The 19,046-nt window shown below is 65.2% G+C and carries 11 protein-coding genes; 4 read left to right on the top strand and 7 right to left on the bottom strand.

Going from position 1 to position 19,046, the window contains the following annotated elements; all coding sequences use genetic code 11:
* Nucleotides 1–17 precede the first annotated feature (17 nt).
* The 3 genes from ACLJEU_RS21105 to ACLJEU_RS21115 form a co-directional block, all read right to left on the bottom strand.
* The gene (locus ACLJEU_RS21105) at nucleotides 18–1,049 is read right to left on the bottom strand and encodes a FecR family protein (RefSeq protein ID WP_414663340.1); all 1,032 of its coding nucleotides are present in this window, start codon (nucleotides 1,047–1,049) and stop codon (nucleotides 18–20) included.
* A complete protein-coding gene (locus ACLJEU_RS21110; protein WP_457795286.1) occupies nucleotides 1,046–1,609 on the bottom strand; it encodes an RNA polymerase sigma factor in 564 nt (187 codons plus the stop codon). Before ACLJEU_RS21110 ends, ACLJEU_RS21105 begins: the two co-directional genes overlap by 4 nt.
* Before the next feature lie 307 nt (nucleotides 1,610–1,916).
* A complete protein-coding gene (locus ACLJEU_RS21115) occupies nucleotides 1,917–5,177 on the bottom strand; it encodes a hypothetical protein (protein ID WP_414663342.1) in 3,261 nt (1,086 codons plus the stop codon).
* A 255-nt stretch (nucleotides 5,178–5,432) separates the two neighbouring features.
* Between ACLJEU_RS21115 and ACLJEU_RS21120 the strand changes: the two genes are divergently transcribed.
* Nucleotides 5,433–6,473, top strand: coding sequence for an IS110 family RNA-guided transposase (locus tag ACLJEU_RS21120; RefSeq protein ID WP_457795276.1), 1,041 nt, complete (start codon nucleotides 5,433–5,435; stop codon nucleotides 6,471–6,473).
* A 262-nt stretch (nucleotides 6,474–6,735) separates the two neighbouring features.
* On the opposite strand, the gene ACLJEU_RS21125 is transcribed toward ACLJEU_RS21120, so the two are convergent.
* From ACLJEU_RS21125 to ACLJEU_RS21140, 4 genes are all read right to left on the bottom strand, one after another.
* Nucleotides 6,736–7,728 (bottom strand): transposase, encoded by a 993-nt coding sequence (locus tag ACLJEU_RS21125; RefSeq protein ID WP_414665121.1) that lies wholly within the window; start codon nucleotides 7,726–7,728, stop codon nucleotides 6,736–6,738.
* 342 nt (nucleotides 7,729–8,070) lie between these two features.
* Complete coding sequence (locus tag ACLJEU_RS21130) at nucleotides 8,071–9,462, bottom strand: hypothetical protein (protein WP_414665120.1); 1,392 nt, start codon at nucleotides 9,460–9,462, stop codon at nucleotides 8,071–8,073.
* Between the two features lie 77 nt (nucleotides 9,463–9,539).
* The gene (locus ACLJEU_RS21135; protein ID WP_414665119.1) at nucleotides 9,540–11,012 is read right to left on the bottom strand and encodes a tetratricopeptide repeat protein; all 1,473 of its coding nucleotides are present in this window, start codon (nucleotides 11,010–11,012) and stop codon (nucleotides 9,540–9,542) included.
* A 1-nt stretch (nucleotide 11,013) separates the two neighbouring features.
* A complete protein-coding gene (locus ACLJEU_RS21140) occupies nucleotides 11,014–13,590 on the bottom strand; it encodes a hypothetical protein (RefSeq protein WP_414665118.1) in 2,577 nt (858 codons plus the stop codon).
* A 515-nt stretch (nucleotides 13,591–14,105) separates the two neighbouring features.
* Between ACLJEU_RS21140 and ACLJEU_RS21145 the strand changes: the two genes are divergently transcribed.
* The 3 genes from ACLJEU_RS21145 to ACLJEU_RS21155 all read left to right on the top strand — a co-directional run bounded on the left by ACLJEU_RS21145 (nucleotide 14,106) and on the right by ACLJEU_RS21155 (nucleotide 19,024).
* The gene (locus ACLJEU_RS21145) at nucleotides 14,106–15,377 is read left to right on the top strand and encodes a DUF1552 domain-containing protein (RefSeq protein ID WP_414665117.1); all 1,272 of its coding nucleotides are present in this window, start codon (nucleotides 14,106–14,108) and stop codon (nucleotides 15,375–15,377) included.
* A gap of 212 nt (nucleotides 15,378–15,589) precedes the next feature.
* Nucleotides 15,590–18,061: a DUF1592 domain-containing protein gene (locus tag ACLJEU_RS21150; RefSeq protein ID WP_414665116.1), complete on the top strand. Its 2,472-nt coding sequence runs from the start codon at nucleotides 15,590–15,592 to the stop codon at nucleotides 18,059–18,061.
* Nucleotides 18,062–18,199: 138 nt separating this feature from the next.
* Nucleotides 18,200–19,024 (top strand): hypothetical protein, encoded by an 825-nt coding sequence (locus ACLJEU_RS21155; RefSeq protein ID WP_414665115.1) that lies wholly within the window; start codon nucleotides 18,200–18,202, stop codon nucleotides 19,022–19,024.
* Nucleotides 19,025–19,046: the final 22 nt, after the last annotated feature.

A 19,046-nucleotide genomic window follows, 5' to 3' on the forward strand; every position in this document is an offset into this window, starting at 1 on the left:
TGCGCTGTCGCCCCGCTTCACGGCGCGCGGCGCAATACGATCCGGGTGGCGTCGGGGCGATCCACGGCGATATCGCCGTCCTGGGCGAGCAGGCGCACAAACGCTTCGACCTGGTCGGCGGCAAAGGTGCCGCCAATCTTGCGTTCGCCCAAAGCCGGTTCGGCCAGAGAGAGCTGCTGGACGTTGCGCCGATTGAAGAGGAGGAGGGCGTCCCGCAGCGGGAGATCGGAAAAGGTCATCACGCGGCTGTGCCAGCGGACCGCGTCCTGTAATGCGTCAGCTGATACACGCTCGATTGTCGCGACGGCGGGGGCGGCGTCCCGCGCGATGTGAGTGCGCTCGCCGGCTTCCAGCAACGGGCGCCCGGCCGGCAGCACCGTGGCCGGCGGGGAGGCGGGATGGTCACGCGTGACGGCCACCCTCCCCTCGGTCACGAGGATCTCGACGCCGCCGTGGCCGAGCCGGACGCTAAACGCGGTGCCGACCGCACGGACGGAGACTCCGGCGGCGGTGACGACAAAGGGACGGTCCGCGTCATGAGCCACGGCGAAGTGGGCTTCACCCGCGTTGAGCGTGACCTGCCGCCGGTTGGGCGTGAGGACGACCTGCAGGTCAGTGCTGACGTTGAGATTCACCACCGAGCCATCGAAGAGGGCAATCTCCTGCTGCCGGGTGGGAGCCGTGGCATAGTGCCCGATTGCTTCACCACGGGAAGGAGCCAGCCACCACAACGCTCCCGCCATCGTGAGTGCAGCGGCCAGGCCGGCCGCCCAGACCCCCGGACGGAAAATGGCGGGACGGACGACCTTGGTTTCTTCGGCGAGCCGGGCTTCGAGCGGTCCGCGCACGACCGGCATTTCCGCGAGCAGGCCGAGTGCAGCCTCAGTGCGGGCGACCGCGGCCTCGTGCCGGGGATCCGTGGCGCGCCACGCCGCAAATTCAGCGGCCCGATCAGGTCGGAAGCCTTCCTCACGTTCAATGAGCCATTCGGCCGCGGCCGTGTCGATCGCGTCATCCTGCGGAGAGAGACCAGTGGGCCAGGGATTCATGACGCGACGCGGGCGGACGGTGTTTCAGTGCCAAGCAGGCCGCACTGGTGGAAGAAACGAGTGCAGTCTTTCACGCCCTTGATCATGTGAACCTTCACGGTTTCCGGCGAGATGCCGAGGCGCTCGGCAATTTCCTTGTAGGCGAGACCGTCGAGGTGACGGAGCATCATTACCTGGCGGCAGCGTTCCGGCAGGCCCAGAATCGCCTCGAGGAGCAGTTCCAACCGTCGTTCACGCTCCAACGCCTCTCCGAGATCGGGTGCCTCGTCGATCATCGGCAGGGCGGAAAATTCGCAGAGCGCCTCGTGATCCTGGCCGCGGCGGCGGCGGAAGAGATCGATGGCCGCATTACGGGCGGTGGTGAAAAGGAAGGCCTTGGCGTGGGTGACACGGCCACCTTCATAGGCCCGAAGGGTCCGCACATAGGTTTCCTGCAGGAGATCATCGTGATCGGGGAGGGCCGGAAAGCGCTTCTGCAAGTAGGCTCTCAGTGCGGGTTCATAGGGCTGAACGTGCGCGGAAAACCAACGGGCCTGATCGGTCGGGGGCATGGGGTGCATCGCGCAGGAAACGCGAACGGTAGCGCGACGATTTGAACCGGCGTTGGAGCTGTCGAGCGTTATCGCGGACCTCAGAAAGTTTCCAAAAAAGAACTAACCCATGTGTCGGTTGGCTGCGTCGTAGCCCAGGCGGGCCGCACTCGGAACACGTCCGGAATCCGGAACGCTCCGCTTGCCTCGGAATCAGCAACGCGTCCATCCGGGAGCAAACGTGTTCTCCCCGTCACACTGGACGTAAAGGATGCAGGCCGGAGGCCTGCGCTCCCGGTCTGACGGATGCCGCAAGTGCGGACAAAAAAACGACGCTTCAACGCGTGGCCACCGCCGCCGCCGCCTTCGCTGCAGAGACGAAACCTTCGTCCTGCCAGAGCACGAGCGGGCGCAACCAGCCTGCCTCGCCGGCCAGTTTCGCCAGGAGGCGCAGTTCCTTGCCGGACAACCCGGCACTCGCGACGACAAACGCGTCCGCGTCGTCCAGCCCACGCATCTTGCCTTGTTCCCACTTAACCCGCGCGGCGATGCTGGGTGCGTGCACCAGCAGGTCGTTCTGGTCGAGCAGGAGTTGGTCGCCACGAGCGAGGATCGCGGCTTGGGCGGATTCACGCACGGGGCTCCAGCGTTCGGCCAGGCGCGCCAGCGCTTGCTGGCATCCTCCGCCCACCCAACCGGACCGCCGCCCATCTTCAACCAACGCCTGATACGCCGGCGATTCTGCTGCTCCGAGTTTGTCGTTCTCCTCCTTCGAGAGTCCCGGGAAAACTTCTCGACGCGGCAAGGCGGCCAACTTGGCCCGCCAATCGAGCCGCGCCTGCACCCCCGCTGTCATTTCGGCCAAAAGCACGTCCGCCGGCACCGCCCGCGGCAACTTCGCCACCGCCTGCAGCCACGGCTCCACATCGTAGAGGGAGGTGCGGAGTACAGTTCCGTCGTCGAGCGTGATTTCGCTCACGCCCGCCACTAGCAAATTTTCCGGATTGAACTCCGCCGTGCTGAGCAACAATAGCGCCCGCGAAGCAAACCCACCGCGCGCCGCGTCATAGCCGAGCATTCGCAAGTCAGGATAGGCGCTCGCCGCGTCCTCGCAGTAGATCACGGCGGGGAAATTCTCATCGATCAGCTTTTTCCGCACTTCGCCCTTCGCCGCGAGGACTTGCTCCAGCCACTTTTCGAGGCGCGCGCAGGCGCCGGCATTCTTGGCCGAGGCAAACCAATTGTCGCTCAAGTAACCGGCCGCCTGATCGCGCTCGATGATCGCTTTGAAAAACACGGGATACAACGGATCGTCCGGTCCTTTTGGCCGCCGGCGTGGATCGTCGAGCCATGCGCCTAGCCTCGCCCAATCACCGAGGAGGGGGCCGCGCAACTGCGCCATCAGGAGCACCGTCTCGGGATCGGTGACACTTTCGGTGCGCGCCAGCAAAGCCTTCACGGCGGAGCGGGCGGTGGGGCTCACCACGTCAACCACGTTGCCCGCGATTCCGTTCAGCGCGCGCCGAAGCAACGCCGGTTCCGTCCAGTGCTCGGGATGCCGACTGGCTGCCACCACCAAACCCGGTCGTCCGGCCAGTGTCGCCCACTCCCGCCATTTTTCCGGAGTATCGCCGTCATTCGGCTGCCGGCCCGGCGCGGCCAACCACTGCCGCGCCCCGGCCTCGTCGCCGATTCGCTCGCTCCGTACCCGGGCGAGCCGCGCGTTCACGCTCGGATCGGTCCACTGCGGATCGCGCACCGCGCAGAAATTTTCGCCGAGCTTCACCAATGTTTCCCACTTCTCCCGGGGAATTCCGCGAAACGAGACCGCATCGTCGAGATCCGTCACCCAGCGGAGCGCCGTCAGCACCCGCGTCGCATGGTCCGGACCTTTTGCGCTGGCTTTACCGAGGTAAGTGTAGACCAGACCGTCGATCGAAGCATCCGTGCGCGGCGAACGCTTCAACCGCGAAATCGCGAAAGACGAACGGGCTCCGGCCTGCCGAAGTGACGCCGGATTGCTCAACGCGGCGCCCACGGCAGCCATTTCCTCGTCCGAGGGCAGCTTGCCGCGAAAGGGCCGGAGGGTCGCATCCCACGTCGTCGTCGCGGCCAATTCCGCTTCGCTCGCGCGGCAGGCGAGATCGCAATCCGCCTGGATGGCCTGGCGCACGGCGGCTGAAAACCGGCGGCGGGCGAACCAGCCCTCCAGCCCCTGCTGCACCCGCACGAGTTCGGTGGCCGTGGCGGGCGCCAAATGAGCGGCCCGCCGCTGGTCACGGAGCATCGCGAACCACTGCAGCGGCGTTTCGCGGTCGGAGCCCAGGCACAACATGGCCGCCAAATTCCAATAGAGGCCGGTCGTCGGATTGGCGATCAGCGGCACGGCCTCCTTCTCCGGCGAGGGCCATGACTCGATGCCGTACGCCCAAACGCTGCGCCGCGCCACGGGAATCACCTTCTCATGCAGCATCGGGATCCGACGCAATTCCGGGCAACGCCGGGCTGCGGTCACCACGATGCACGCGAAGGCCGCACCGTCGTCGCCCTCGAGACTCACCCGGCCCATGGCATCCGCCACCAAACGCGCCGCCTGCTCGCGCTGTTCGGGATTCAGTCGGCTTTCCGGCATAGCCAGGGTCATGCACAAATGGACGAGAATCCTCTCCCATTCGGAGAAAATGTCCTGCGACCACTCCCAATGATTCGCCTCCGAATCCACAAACGTCCGGCTCCCGCGCAGCACCGAGGCAGCGCGACTGATAAAATCGAACCCATACGCGCCCGCACTCCCCTCATGATTACGATTCTCCCTCCGGCCCTCGAACCCGTCGGCCTCCCGGAATAATCTCTGCGCCAGCCCGAACCGCTCCCGCACCGAGCCGTAGACCCCTCCCACCTCGGCCAACGAAAGCCCGTGAAATTTTCCGGTGATCAACCCTTCGGCCAGTGCCGCCACCAACCACGGACTCCAGGTCGACGCCTTCAGCACGCCGGGGCCCTCGTCGGCCTTCTGCAGAATCTCCGCCACGATCCGCCGCTGTTCCGTTACGGCCCGCAATTGAGTTTCCTTATCCGCCTTCAGCTTCGCCTCCCGGCGGGCGAGGTCCCGCAAGGCCTCCGCTTGTGCCTGCCATGCCATCTCGCGTTTGAGCTCTTCGTTCCGCCGGTTGTTTTGCTCGTGCATCCGTCGTTGCCCCTCTTCCCACGCCAGATCCTGGCTTCGTTGCGCCGCCAGCTCCTGTTCCAAGCTCGGGCCAACCCTGACGTATCCCGAGTTGGCGTTTGAGCGCGCATTGATGTCCTCCCTAATCTGTCGTTCGATCTGATTGGGCGCGGTCCAGGTCTGGCCGTTCCGGTCCCGGTATTGCACCTGCGCCGGCGAGACCACTGGGATCGCCAGCCCCAAGCCGATAAACCCGACGTGCCACCAGCCGGCGCCAGGCCGCGGACCGGGCGAAACGGCGTCCACGCCGCCGTCGCCCCGCTGCGCCGACGCCGTTCGCCGCTCCGCCCGCCAGATGGAAATCATCGGTGTCACATGGTCGCCCGCGACCGCCGCCTCAATCCGAAACACGAAACCGGTTTTCGCGTACATCCCGCCGGCCCGCCCAGTCCGACGGGAGCACTACCCGGCCAAGTCGTTGCGCGGGCGCATCGCCGGAGTCGCCGCGCCCGTCGCTCGGCCCCGCCCCGGACGACGTGTCTCACGGCCCCCTACGCAGACCCACGTACCCACATCGGCGGCGGGACCGGAAGGGGTCACGGGACCGGAAGATGACATGGGGCGGACAAGCGGGGCGCGAAGCGCCAGGCTGTCCGAGCTATGACATCAGAACCTGATATCCAGACAGTGACCGGCGCTCGCGCCGGAGTAATCAAGCTCGGGTTGGACGTTCATTCCAGCTCGATTGTAGTGGTCAGACAGATCGACGCGCAGGTTTCGCAGCCGGCGCAGCATCTTAGTCCCGAACAACTGCCAGCGTTCATGCGACGACAACTGGTGCGAGCGGAGGCCGTGTATAGTTGTTATGAGGCCGGACCGTTCGGTTACACGCTACATCGGCAGCTCACGGCTTTGGGCGTGCACAATCTCGTGGTACGCCCCCGCGACTGGAGCACGTATGGTGAGCGAGTAAAGACCGACAGCCGTGACGCCGCAGCGCTCTGTTCATGCTTGGATCGTTATCTAGCGGGCAATCGCGGCGCGCTGGCGGTCGTGCGAGTACCGAGTGAAGCGGAAGAAGCGGCCCGGGCGATTGGCCGACAGCGCCAGAGCTTGGCGCGAGAGCGAGTGCGTCTGATCCTGCAGGGCAAGAGCGCCGCACTGTTGCGCGGCCTGCGCCTGTCGAAAGATTGGTGGGCGCCGAAGGTTCTCCCGACGCTGGCGTTGCCGGACGAGTTGCTCGCACAACTAGTGATCTGGCAGCGCGTGTTGTTATGCATCGATGCCGAGCTACAAGCGTTGACCGTGCGCTTGCAGCAGGCCGCGCCCACGGGTTTGCCACTGGGATTGGGCCCGATGACTTGGGAACTGATCACTCGGGAAGTGGGCGACTGGCACCGTTTCCGCAACCGTCGCCAAGTGGCGAGCTATACCGGTTTGTGTCCAAGCGAACACTCCTCCGGCCAGTCGCGCTTGCAGGGCTCGATCAGCCGGCACGGTAATCCACGGTTGCGTCACTTGTTGATTGAAGCGGCTTGGCGCCTGTTTCAGTTCCAACCGGACTATCACGCGATCGTCAAATGGCACACCGCGCTCACGGCTCTGCGGTTAAGTAGCGCCCGCAAGAAAAAGATCGTCGTCGCGATTGCCCGTCAGCTCGCGGTCGACCTATGGCGACTGGGCACCGGTCGCACCACCGCAGCCGCGCTCGGACTGCAAACCAACTAGACTTTGGAGCGGCGGGCCGCCCGCACTGACCCCTGGGTGTGCTTTGCCACGCCCGTGCTTAAAGATGGGGCGGCCCGTCACTCCTTCGCGCCGACTTGAATCGATCATGATGCGCTGCGCCTATGGCGCACGCGCGGATAGCAGGCTAAGGCCCGGTCGCCGACCGACGCCGTTCGCGAAGGAGCCGCTTCATTCACTCCCATGCTCCCAATCTACAAACCGCCTTGAAGAACGCTTGACCTCGTTTTTCCCATAGCAGGGGTCATGTCGCAACTAGCAACCGGAGCGCTTTGAACTGCGGCTTCTCGTGCTCGCCGCGGCGAATGAACCGACGGACAAATTCCCCGGCGCTGGCCGGCGTGCCCATGTTGAGTTGCTCAGTAAGCCACCGGCGGGACACGTCCGTGGTGAGCGTCATCAACGTCGCGAGGAGCACTTTTTCCGGCGCGGACTTTGCCGGTGCGAGTCGATCAAGGGAGACATCCGCGGCGCGAGCGATCTTCACCAGTCTTTCCCGCCACAAATCATGGCGAAACTGCTGCCTCTCCCCGGCGACATCGCCCAAGCGGCAGGCCTGATTCAACGGGGTGTTCGCTTCGCGCAGCCGCTGAATGAGCTCGTCGCGGTAGATGTCGTCGCCCACTGCCCAGCCCGTGCACAATGCCGCGAACTTTCGGTCACGTTCGGCTGGTTTGTCTTCGGCCAGCATCCCCAGATATGATCTATAACGGCGCCAGTTCGGCGGGGTGTCGGTCAGTCCTCCCGCATCGGCCAGCGTCGTATCCGCCACCAGCCACCCAGGCCGTGTCCGCCGACCGAACCACCACAGGCTGCTCCAGCGAAATGTCCCAAGCCGGGCCGTCTCTTCAACCCCCGCCCGCCACGGGTTCAGGTGGATGTAGTGCGAGACGCTGGCCAGAGCGCGACCCGGTTCAACGTGCAGCGCCTTGTATCGGCCTTGAAACGGCCGGCCCTGCTCGCCGCGGAAACGATTGAACCGGTTGGCCCACGTTCCCTGCAGGTACTTCATTCCCTCGCTCAAATTCGGGTGCGGCGTTTCGAGAGCGAGATGGAAGTGGTTTTCCAGAATCACGAATGCGTGCACCCGCCAACCGCAGCGGGTGCAGGCTTCGTCGATGCATCGTTCGAATGCGGCGGCCGCCCCCTTCGGTTGAAAGATCGGGCGGCGGTAGTTGCCCCTGTTGATCACGTGGTAGGTCGCACCACCAAATTCGAGGCGCAGCTTGCGGGCCATTTCCTGCACTCCAACGCCTGCGCTCGGGATTTACCATGGTTCCGCGTACCCACTTTGAATGCCCGCGTCGCGCCCTCCTCACGCCGCCAATATACTGTTGCGAGTTGCGACATGACCCCCTCCGCGACGCGGGACACTTGTCGCGCTGCGGCGGCGTGATCCATGAGGGATCAGCTTTTTCTCCTGTCCGGCCGGCAGCGATCGTGCGCGGCGAAAACTCCCGTGTGGTTCACCGGCGCACAGCGCCCGAGCGTGCCACGCACCCGGCCCATCAGCCGGTTGTGAGGCAGCAAGCGCCAGGTCCGGCTTTCGGATACAGCGCCCACCCGACCGGCGGTCCGGTCACTTCGGGGTGGGCGTCGTCACTTCGACGGACGAAGAACTCCCCTGGTCCCTGCCGTACACGCGCACGTGGGCGCGCGCTTCGCCCTTGATGAAGTCGACCATGAGGAGGCGGCGGGACGGGATGTCGCCCGATTCGGATTGGGACTGCGCCTTCCAACCGTCAGCTTTCGCCGCAGCGAGGTAAGCGGCGCTGAGTTCATCGAACGGGAGCGTGGACTGATAGTACGCGGACTCGAAGGTTTGGGTGGGAATGATCGTCGACTTGTAGCTTTCCCGAACCAGGCCCGCCGGACGGGGAAACCCCTTGGGATCGCGCGCGCCCAGGTCCTTCGGCGAGGTGTTTTCGGCCGTGGCGACGGTCGCCGGTTTGGTTTCGGTCGGAGTCGGCGCCGGAGACGGTGCCGGCGCTGCGGGAGAAACCGGGGAGGTTCCCGTGGAGGGTGTCGGTGGCGCGAGGCTGACCTTGGCACACGCCAGCTCGACCTCAATTCCAGCACCGCCCGAAGCGGTGGCCGGCAGGGGCGTGATTTCCACGATGCTGAGACCATCGAAATGCAGATTCATCAGCTCGGTCTTGAGGTCGGTGGAGAGGTAAGTCAGGTCGCCCGACATCGGCATCGGACTGATCGCCGGTTGCGGTCCAAACCCGAGCACCGCGTCGCGCCAATCCCGCCACGCCTGGGCATCAACGGCGGCCACGGCGATCACAACGTTGGCGACACCCGCGAGCGGTTGGGACGACTGTCCTCCGGTCGCAAGGTCGCCACCAATCACAAGGGGAGCAACTCGGGAGACGCCGGTGGACGGGAGACCCGGAACGGAGAACCGGAACGATGAACCCAAGGCGCGCGCCTTGTTCAACACGGGAACGGTCATTGCGGTGGGGCCGACCTTGGTGCGGTAACCCGGGCGGATGACGAGCGTGACGGCCGCGGCCACTTTCGCGGTAGCATTAAGCTCCTCAAAGCGAACTTGGGTGAGCACAGCCTCGCGCAGGTCCACGCTGCGAATCGGGACGCGGTTGGCGTTGCTTTCGGTCAGGAGCACGGTGTGGCGGGAGGTCCGCCCCGCCAGTAAGTCGCTGACCCAGGCTTGGACGGGCGCAGCCATCGGGAGGTCGAATTCGAGCCGCAGCGGGGCGAACTCCGCGCCCGTCACCGCGCGGGTGGAACCGTTGACGACCGCTCGCGGTTCGCCGCCGCTCCACGTCCGCAGTCCGGGGCAAACCTGTCCATCGATCGCCACCGTGCTTTGGGTCGCGCTTAGGCTCGTGGCACTGATCGCGGCGAAGGCCGCGGGCGAAGCGAGCGCCGCGGCGATGATCGCCGTTCCAAGCACGAGCGCGGTCCGGAGGAGGGGCCGCCAGCGGGAAGAAATGAAGGTCAGCATGGCGGGAAGAGGCGCAAGCGGATGAGGCTTGGACTCATTTCGCAACTCACAACGACGTCACGCAACTGGACTCGGACTCATCGCGGCGCGGCCACGAGCTGCACGGCGTCAATTTGCTTCCAGCCGGGGACGGCGGCGAGGTTGAGCGTGAGCCTGATCTTCGCGACCGCGTAACGCGTCGCGGGGACATTCACGGCGAACCACGCGATCGCACGTGTCGCCGGTCGCGGGTAAGGATCGGAGCCCGCCCACCACAGATGGACAGTGCCGTCCGTGGCCACGGCCTCGACCTTCACGATCGCTCCGGGGTTGAAGGTCTGGCGCACGCGCACTCCACGGGCCGGCGTGGGCCTAGCGAAAGTCAGCTCGATCCAGTCCTCGCCGGAGTTTTGCTGCGCGGGACACCACGCCTCGGTGTTGTAGCCGGCATACGCAACCTTGGGCTCTCCGGTGGCACGCGCAGGCGTGTAGTAATTGTAGGTGCTGCGTTGAAAGGATCCGGCTCTCGCCGCCGCCGCCCACTGGCCGGCGGAGTCGGCGCGGACTTTCGCATCGTCGAGCTCGGCCGCGGGCACGATGACGCCGGGTGAAGGCTGGACGGGTTGGGTGACCACGGGCGGCGGTGACGCCACGGCCGCGGCCACGGGAACGGGCGCGGTGGTCGTGGGGCGCGGCGCGGTGGGAGCAGGCGGCGAAACCGGAGTCACTGGCTTCACCTCAGCCGATAGTGTCATGACGCTCGCCGGCGGCCACGTCCAGTCGGGCGGTTTCGTGGCAGTCGCTCCGACCGGCACGATTGCCGCGTACACCCGCGCGCTCACTTCGTGCAACACCAGCGGCAACGGCCCCGCGAGCGGACCCTTTAGCTGCCGGACGGCGCGGTTCACACAGAACCGGGCCGCGATTGGATTGCCGCCACGAAGCGCCACGTCGGCGCGCAGGGAGAGGAGTTCAAGATCGTCGGGCGTCTTTTCCAGCGCCGCATCACACGCCCGCGCGGCTTCCTCGAGCCGGCCGGCGGCAGCGGACAGTTGCGCCCGGGCATGGGCGCGCGCGGCGCGGCGTAACGGATCAGCTGATACGGTCACGATGCGCAACGGCCACGCCTCGGCCAGCGCCACGCCGCTCCAGCCGCGGCCCGCGGGCAGTTCCAGCCGGGCTTTCACGAGGTAGTCGCCCGGCGCGAGCGAACGCATCGTCTCCGCGGAAAAACTCCACAGCCCGCCCGCCACGCGATCGGCATCGAGGACGGCCACCGGATTTTCGGGCGCGCGAAGCGGCTGCGCGCGCGCCACTGGTGCGCCACCGCCGGCAGGCGACAGTTCCACGATCAGCGCATCGGCCCACGTGCCGCGGGCCGGGGCCAGTTCGATGACGCCCGGTTGCGCGACCGGCGCGGCGAGCAGCACCGTGGCGGCGAGCGGCTCGCCTTGTTCCAGCTGGCCGTCGACCACACCCCGCAGCGACAGCGTCACGTCCGGTGCCGCGCAGCAACCCACCGCAGCCACCGCGCCCGCCAAAATAAACTGCAGGTGACGCGCGGTGATCATTTCATTTCTCGCCCGCGGGCGGCACCGCATCGTTCGGGCAGATTTGAGCGAAGCAATTGCCGAGCGTGGCGTTGCCATAACGCGATTGCGGGGAGCGGCCGGCCGCATTCGCGCCCGTGCCCGTCGGCGAGTGGCAAATCTGGTAGCTGATGCGCTCGGTGCCGGGCGTCACGAGGTACAGCGTGTTGGGCCGTCCCTTCGCCTCGTAGAACCGGGCGAAGTAATAGCGCATCACGCAGTCTTCCGCGCCGGAATGCTGGCGGCCCTCCTGCCCCACGATTCCGTTCAGTTCAAACGGCGCGCGCGCCAGCTGCTCCACGTACTCTTCGGCCCGCTGATCCAGCGTGGTCGAACCCGGCGGAAGATTGGCGTAGGTCGACGCCCACACTTTCTTCCAGATCTCGCGCGTGCCGATCTGCTCCAGCATGGCCTTCGTCGCGAGGTACTGCTGGTAATTCTTATCGGCGAGATTTTCGCCCGTCTCGGTCAGGACTGTGAACATCTCGCCCCCTGCAGTCTGGTAACGCGGCCGGCCCGTTTGATTCCCGGCGGCGCCCGGCGGCACGAGCGACAGCCAGTGGCGCTGCGTTTCGTCGGGACCGTGTTCCTCGACGCCGACCGAGTGGAGCAGTTCGTGCGCGACGGCCCGATCGTAGGCGAGCGGCAGGTCCCGCGCCGCCACGTTGAACGGCTGGTTGAACGCGCTCTCGGGATTGTTGCGGGCGAGCAGGCCGATGCCTTTCACGAGTCCGGGGCGACCCGCCACGCCTTTCTTTTCCATGACGGTGGCCGCGCCGGTGTCACCGAGGCCGCTCCGCGAAAAGTGTTTCACCCACACGCCGTGCTGGGCCACGCGGTGCGGGGCGTCGCGGTGATTGCCGTTCAGCAGCCTCGCCTGCTCGGACATTTCGCCCGCCCGCAAGCGATGGACGCGCAGCTTCGCGACCGCCTCAAACATCCCGATGCCCGTCGCCGCATCCGCGCCGATGAGGTTGAGCACAAAGAAATCCTTTCGCTTCGGATCGCCGGTCACGTGCTTTCCGCCGACGACCCAGCCGCGGTATTCCTCGTACAGCGTGAAGCCGTCGCCGTTGAACCGCTGGCCTTCGATCTTCTCGTTGTCGTCGGACGCCGACAGGCTGGTCGCCTCGTTCTCCTTGCGCCATTGCTCCGCGATCCAGTCGGGGCCCGCCCGCTTCGGCAGGCGCACGAGGTCCTGCTCGCCACCCGCGCCCTTCATCAGCCCGATAATCTGGCGTCCGTCCTTCAACACGCACGTCACGCGCAATTCCGCTTTCGCGCCAAAATCAAAGCACTCGATCGCCGCCTCCGCGTAGGGCTGGCCGGCCTGGTCCTTCGGCGGCGCGCGCAACTCGGCCTTCTGTCCGTCCAGGGTGACCTCGCCGAAACTCATCCGGGGCAATTCGCCGCTGGGAAGCGACGCGAGATCGTAGTCGCCCGCGGACTGCAGACCCCACGTGGTGAAAAAGGCTTTGGCCGCGGCCATCTGGCTGCCGGAGATCATCGTGCCAAAGTTGGCAAGCCGCAGGTCGTAGTCGTCGTCCTTGGCGCCGAGCGGCCAGTTGAGGCAGACGCCCGGTTCGCGCGACGTATCGAGCAGCTCGAAGCGGAAGAACTCCACTTCAGGCAGTGACTTGGTTTTCCCGGCTTTCGACTTCAGCACCGCCCGCGCGGCGAGCGCGCTGCCGGCCAGTTTTGGCTGCGCGATGTTTCCTTTCGGCCGCCACTCGGCGTAGCCGGGAATCGTCACCTCGACCTCCACGTCGTCGTAAACCGGATACATCACCACGCGGCTCCGCACCGTGAGGTCACCGTGTTGTTGCGGACGTCCCTTGTCGGGAACGACAAAGCGCGTGGTCAGCGTCACGATCCCGGGTCCCCCCGCCAGCTGCGCCCAGAAACGCGATCGGTCCTCGGGCGTTTCCTGGAAGCGAAAGACGCGGAGAAAATTCCGTCCCGTTTCGTTGATCACCCGGGCGACCGGAGGGAGGCTTGAGCTGGGACGCCGGGCGATCTCGCCCAAGCGCCGCACCTCGAGATCCGCGGGAACCCCGGGATCCAGCGAGGGGTAGCGTTCCGCCATCGCTATGCTCAGCTGCCAGCGATCCCATCGCATGGTCCCCGCCATGACCTCCTGCCATCGCTCGTACTCTCCGGCATACGCACCACCCAAGGTGCGGTTGTCGAAGTCCTTTACCTGGCTGCCCGTGACTTCCCCGGAGCCTTGCCAGCGCATGACGCCATTCGCCGGGTCCCAGGCGAGGCCGCCGGCACGGCGCAACACGAAGGTCGAGCGCGTCGAAAGCTCCGCCTGCCGATCGTAGAACTCCAGGTTCGTGCTCCACGTCGCGCGGGAAATCTCCGACATCTCACCCATCCCGCGCCACTCCTCCACTCCGGCAAACTTTGCGGCGATCGCCTCATTGAATTCCTTCGCCCGCTTCGGCTCCGCTCCGCCCGCCAGCCGCGGCGTCACGCACGCCAGGCACGCCAAGCCGCCGAGCACCGACACTTTGCCCCAAGCGAACGCGCGACGTGCAGCGGACGGGGTGATCATGGGAGCGTGGAATCGATGCCGTTCCGGCGTGGGCGAGTCCATCGGAAAGTCGCCGCAGTAACGCCGAGTGAGCGTCGTTGCATGACGACCCGGTTAGCCTCCGGTCTGATTCTTGCCCACGGAATACACGGAAGACACGGAAGCATCGGAAGATGGCAGTACTTCCGGATCTTCAGTGGGCACCCGCACCTCGTGCCGCCGTTGCGTGCGGGCCGGATGCGGGGCTTTTACAGAGCTCGTGGGTAGTCCTTCCTGGATTCAGGAAACGCTTCCCGAAGCTGCCACGAACACCCTCCGAACCACACCGCCGCTACCGGCCTCCCCGCCGCGCCGGAAAGTGCGCCGCCACGAGCGGGTTTTTCCTCGCCCCTACCGGGATCAACGCTTGAGTCGGCGAGCGACCATCCATTGCCCCAGGAAGTCCGCCGGCTGAAGCGTCACCGGCTGCCCATTCCCGGTGTGACGCGGTGCAAGCACTTCCCCCTGGCAATGAATTCTCCCGGAGCACGCAACCTATGAACAGGCGCCGTTTCATCCTCAAAGCCCTGGGTGCAAGTCTGGCCCTTCCCGCCCTCCCCTCGCTCATGGCCAGCGCCGTGGGCGGCAATTCCGCGGTGCAGACGGCCAAGGGGGCGGGCGTCGGATCGAAGCGCTTCGTCGCGGTGGGCAATCTGCTCGGCTATCAGGTGAAGCATCTGTTCCCCGAGTCCACCGGCAAGGCCTACGAGCAAACCACGCTGCTCAAGCCGCTCTGGGACAATCGCGGGCACATGACGGTTTACCGCGGTCTCGATCACGGCATCAAGGGCGGCCACTTCGCGGTCCACTCGTTTCTGTCCGGCGTGCTGAACTCCGAGGCGCAAAACCGGCCGGGCGGCAATGTGACCATCGATCAGTTCATCGCTGACGAGATTGGTTTCCAGACGCGTTTCCCTTCGCTCACGGTCGGTTCGGAAGGCGGCATTCACGGCGGCTGCCAGATCGCGTGGACGAAGTCCGGCGTGCGCGTGCCGCCCATCACCGGACCGGCGGAGTTGTTTGACCGGCTGTTTGTCGGTGACTCCGAGGACCGCCAGGCCCGCCGCAATCAGGAGAACCGGCTGCAGGCGTCCATTCTGGATACGGTGCTGGGCGACGCGAACCGGCTCTCCAAGCGCGTAAATCGCGAGGACAAGGACAAGCTCGACGAATATTTCACTTCCATTCGAGACGTGGAGAAGCGCCTCGAACTCCGTCAGCGGTGGGCCAGCCTGCCCAAGCCGAAGCCGCCCTTCGACAAGCCGTCCAACAAGAACAAGGTCGAGGATCTGCCGATGCTCTACGAGCTGATCGCGCTGGCGCTGCAGACCGATTCGACGCGCATCGCCACGCTGGAAATCGGCGGCGACTTCCTGCCGCAGAACCTCGGCATCGACAAGTCCTACCACGGCCTCTCGCACCACGGCAATGACGAGGCCGCGATCAAGCATCTCATCACGCTCGAGACCTACCAAATCGAGCAGTTCGGGAAATTCCTCACGCGCCTGTCCAAGATCGACGACGGCGAACGCACCCTGCTCGACTCCACCGCGGTGGTGTTCGGCAGCGGTATCGGCGACGCCAATACCCACAAGAATTCCGATCTCCCGATCATCCTCGCCGGCGGCGGATATCGTCACGGTGAATTCAAGAAGGTCGCCTCCTCGGGTCCGAACAAGGTGCCGCTGTGCAATCTCTTCGTCGACATCGCGCAGCGCATGGGCGTCGAGACCGACTCGTTCGGCACGAGCACGGGACGATCGGTGTGAGCTTTCCCTGCAGGCCAAGCGCAAAGACGCCAAGGATGCGAAGAGCTGCGAAGGCAGGAGCGATCGGGACTGCAGACCGTTGCCGCGATGCGGACGGACTTGAGTCTCGGCTTGATCTTCGACGCAGGTTTCAAAGCGAAACGCGGAAGCACCGCGCTCGCAGGTTCGCCCTTTGCGTGATCTTCGCCCCCTTGACGTCTTTGCGCTTCGCCTTGGCCGCCCTCGCATTCGCCCTGCTCACCGCGGTCGCACCCGCTGCAGACGCGCCCGCGCAGACGTTGTTCTTTCAATTCGCAGACAAGTACTGCCTGAAGTGCCACGACGCCGTGACGCAGAAAGGCGACCGCGAGTTCGAGAGTTTCACCTTTCCCCTCAAGAACGAGGCGGCGCTGATCGCCGCGAAGGACATCGTCGATCAGATCACGCTGGGTGAAATGCCGCCGCCGAAGGCGAAGGAGCGACCGACCGACGACGAACGGCTCGCCGTGCTCCGGGTGCTGCGCGAAAGCATCGCGGCCGCCCGCGGCAAGATCGAGAGCACCGCCGCGCGCACGGTGATGCGCCGGCTTTCAAACCGGGAATACGAGAATACACTCGCGACCCTTTTCGGCCGGCGCGTGGACACGCTCGGCCTCACCGCGGATTTTCCAAAGGAGAAGGCGAGCGAGCACATCGACACCATCGGGAAGTCGCTCGTCACGTCCGGGTTTCTGCTGGATCAATATTTCCAGTCCGCCAACCGCCTCGTCGAGACCCGTCTCGGCCGGCCGGATACGCCACCCCAGTCCTGGCATTTCAAGGGCAACTTCGTCCAATACGAGGAGCTCTCAGGGCCCCACAAGGCCGCCTTCGACTACAAGTATCTCTGCCTGTACGAGCAGCCGAACACCGACACACGCCAGGGCGGCTACGGCCACATCGAGGACTTCCTCAAGGGCGTGCCGGTGTCGGGCCTGTACGACATCGAGGTTCACGCGCAGGCGATGCACCGCGACACGCACTACGATCCAGCCATCTTCGGCATCGATTTTGCCGAGCCGTTTCTGCTCGGCGTCGTCCCCGGCGACGCGACGAAAAATCACATTCACTATCCGCAGGCGATTGAGCCGCTCCTCGCGCAGGCGACGGTGGCTGATGAAAAGCCCGAGTGGATCAAATTCCGCATCTGGCTCGAGGCCGGGCAAACGCCGCGCTTCATCTTTCCCAACGGACCTTACGAATCGCGGGCTGCCGTGCTGCAGGTCAACAAGCGCTACAAGGACGACTTCCAGGGCCGGTTCGCCAACGCAGGCGTCAGCCGCACCCACCTGTTGCGCGAGGGAAAACTCCCGCACATCCGCATCGGCGAAATCAAGATCGCTGGACCGGTGACCGAGACGGGCGGCAGCGCGGAGGAGATCGCGGTGTTTGGCGCGCGGGGCTTCCAGCCGAAACAGGCGCTGGATCAACTCTACGCGTTCGGCGCGCGCGCGTACCGGCGGCCCCTGACGTCGGCGGATCGTGCGAGCATCCGGAAGACCTATGAGACGCGGATCGCCGACAAGGCGACGCCGCGTCAGGCCGCCCTGGATACGGTGAAGATGATGCTGTGCTCGCCGTCGTTTCTCTATCTTGCGGAAGTCGTGGCCGAAAAGGAAACGAAGCTCGGTGCCTACGATCTCGCGTCGCGACTCTCGTACGCGCTGTGGGGCGCCCCGCCCGACCAGGAGCTGCTCGCCGCGGCGGGGTCCGGGAAGCTGACCAAACCCCAGGAGCTCAGTCGGCAAAGCGCACGGCTCCTCGCCGATGAACGCGTTGCCGGCTTCGTCAGCGGCTTCCTCGACAGCTGGCTGAACCTGCGCGAGCTCGGCGGCATGCCGCCGCCGCGGGAATCCACCCGCGTCTACTACGCCGAAAACCTGCCCGAGGCGATGAAGACGGAGGTGCGCCTCTTCTTCCGGCACTTGCTGCGAGAGAACGGATCGGTGCAGCAATTCCTCGATGCCGACTACACCTTTGCGGACAAGCGGCTGGCCAAACTCTATAATCTACCCGAGCAGAAAACCCTGCGCCTCGCCGACGGCTTTCAACGGGTGAGCTTCAACGGCAACCGTGAACGGGGCGGCCTGCTCGGCATGGCAGGCGTGCTCGCGGTCAGTGCGAACGGCGTGGAAACGTCACCCGTGACGCGCGGCGTCTGGGTCTCGGAGAACATTCTCGGCATCAAGCCTCCGCCGCCGCCGGATGTGGTTCCCGCGCTCGGAGCGGACGTGACCGGTGCCACCACGGTCCGCGAGCGGCTCGCAAAACACCGGGCCGACCAGGCCTGCAATGAATGCCATCGCAAGATTGATGCGCTCGGCTTCGGGCTCGAAAACTTTGATCCGATCGGTCGCTGGCGCACGACGTATCCAAAACCCAAGGGCAACGCACCCGCGCCGAAGGTGGATTCCACCGGAGAGTTTGGTTCCGGGGAGACCTACGCCGGTTTTCCAGAATTCAAAGGCATCCTCACTGCTAGCCGGAAGGACGGCTTCACCCGTCATCTCATCAAACAATTCCTCAGCTACGCCACCGGCCGTCACATGGAGCCCGTCGATGAGTTCGTGATCGAGGACATCTTCCAGGCCGTGAAGAAAGAAGGCTACGGTCTGCGCACCCTCGTCGCGGAGTGTCTCGCCAGTGACATTTTCCGGTCGCGGTGATCCGGGCAGAAGGTGATCACGTGGTGGCAATGCAAGCCGCCGCGAACCCGGGGATCCGGATTGCCTATTGGCGACATCAGTCGATGACTTTGCGTCGCCCCGTTTCGATAGAGTGTTTCCTTCACCCCTACTGTTCTTATGAAAGTCCAGTTTCCTGTGAATACCGTGTTGGACCGACTGGTCCTCTCGTGCTCGGTCCATATTTTGATTTATCTTGGCCTCAGACATCTGGCGATGGGCCACACCTCGGGATTGTTCTGGTACCAGTGCGCCACCTCTGCCGGGGCGCTGATTCCATTTCATTTTTGGCTGGTGAACGTGGCGATCGCATCGGATCTCCGGGATCTGAGCGGGGTGCGTCGACGCAGCGCCTGGGTCCGCCTGCTCTTCGCTTCGGCGTTGGCCGTACTGCCTTTCACTGCACTCTTCATCCCCGAGGGAGCAGGCCCCCGGTTCGGTCCGGGTTTCTATATCTATATTGTTGGTCTCCTCGCCATGTACCTCGCGGTGGGCCTCGATGCCTTTCGGCAGAGCAACTCACTGAGCGGGGGCCGACGATTGGCCATGCGGATTTGGATGTGGGCTGGCTGCGTCACCTTCGCGCTGGTCCTGCTTGTCACGGTGCTCCGGGCCACGACGCATTCCGCCGCACTTTCCCAAACGTTGCCGTTCATCGTGCTGGCGTGTTTTGCCTGGACCACGTTCGCCCTGACGGCGCATCGGACATTCAAGCCCTCCCAATTTCGTCTCGTTGGGGTCGAGAAGGCCATCTTGGTCGCGGTCCTGGGCACGGGCGCATTCCTTCTCCACAAACTCCTCCACGCCTGGTTTTCGCCCACCGTCGCGCTGGCGGCAACGGCCGCGTTGGCACTATGTTCTTCGGTCGTAGTGAAGGCGTGGTGGGATCGCAAATTCCGACTCTATCCGCAGGAGGCCGAGGCGCGCTTCGGGCCTGCCAGCTAAGAGTCAGACCTGACTGCAGGGG

Source organism: Terrisphaera buseokensis (assembly GCF_047521145.2).
Classification (GTDB): Bacteria; Verrucomicrobiota; Verrucomicrobiia; order Opitutales; family Opitutaceae; genus ER46.

What these genes read in the sequence shown, in the direction of transcription:
- ACLJEU_RS21105 (WP_414663340.1), bottom strand. Translation starts at nt 1,049, where the DNA reads ATGAATCCCTGGCCCACTGGTCTCTCTCCGCAGGATGACGCGATCGAC.
- ACLJEU_RS21110 (WP_457795286.1), bottom strand. Translation starts at nt 1,609, where the DNA reads ATGCACCCCATGCCCCCGACCGATCAGGCCCGTTGGTTTTCCGCGCAC.
- ACLJEU_RS21115 (WP_414663342.1), bottom strand. Translation starts at nt 5,177, where the DNA reads ATGTACGCGAAAACCGGTTTCGTGTTTCGGATTGAGGCGGCGGTCGCG.
- ACLJEU_RS21125 (WP_414665121.1), bottom strand. Translation starts at nt 7,728, where the DNA reads ATGGCCCGCAAGCTGCGCCTCGAATTTGGTGGTGCGACCTACCACGTG.
- ACLJEU_RS21130 (WP_414665120.1), bottom strand. Translation starts at nt 9,462, where the DNA reads ATGCTGACCTTCATTTCTTCCCGCTGGCGGCCCCTCCTCCGGACCGCG.
- ACLJEU_RS21135 (WP_414665119.1), bottom strand. Translation starts at nt 11,012, where the DNA reads ATGATCACCGCGCGTCACCTGCAGTTTATTTTGGCGGGCGCGGTGGCT.
- ACLJEU_RS21140 (WP_414665118.1), bottom strand. Translation starts at nt 13,590, where the DNA reads ATGATCACCCCGTCCGCTGCACGTCGCGCGTTCGCTTGGGGCAAAGTG.
- ACLJEU_RS21145 (WP_414665117.1), top strand. Translation starts at nt 14,106, where the DNA reads ATGAACAGGCGCCGTTTCATCCTCAAAGCCCTGGGTGCAAGTCTGGCC.
- ACLJEU_RS21155 (WP_414665115.1), top strand. Translation starts at nt 18,200, where the DNA reads ATGAAAGTCCAGTTTCCTGTGAATACCGTGTTGGACCGACTGGTCCTC.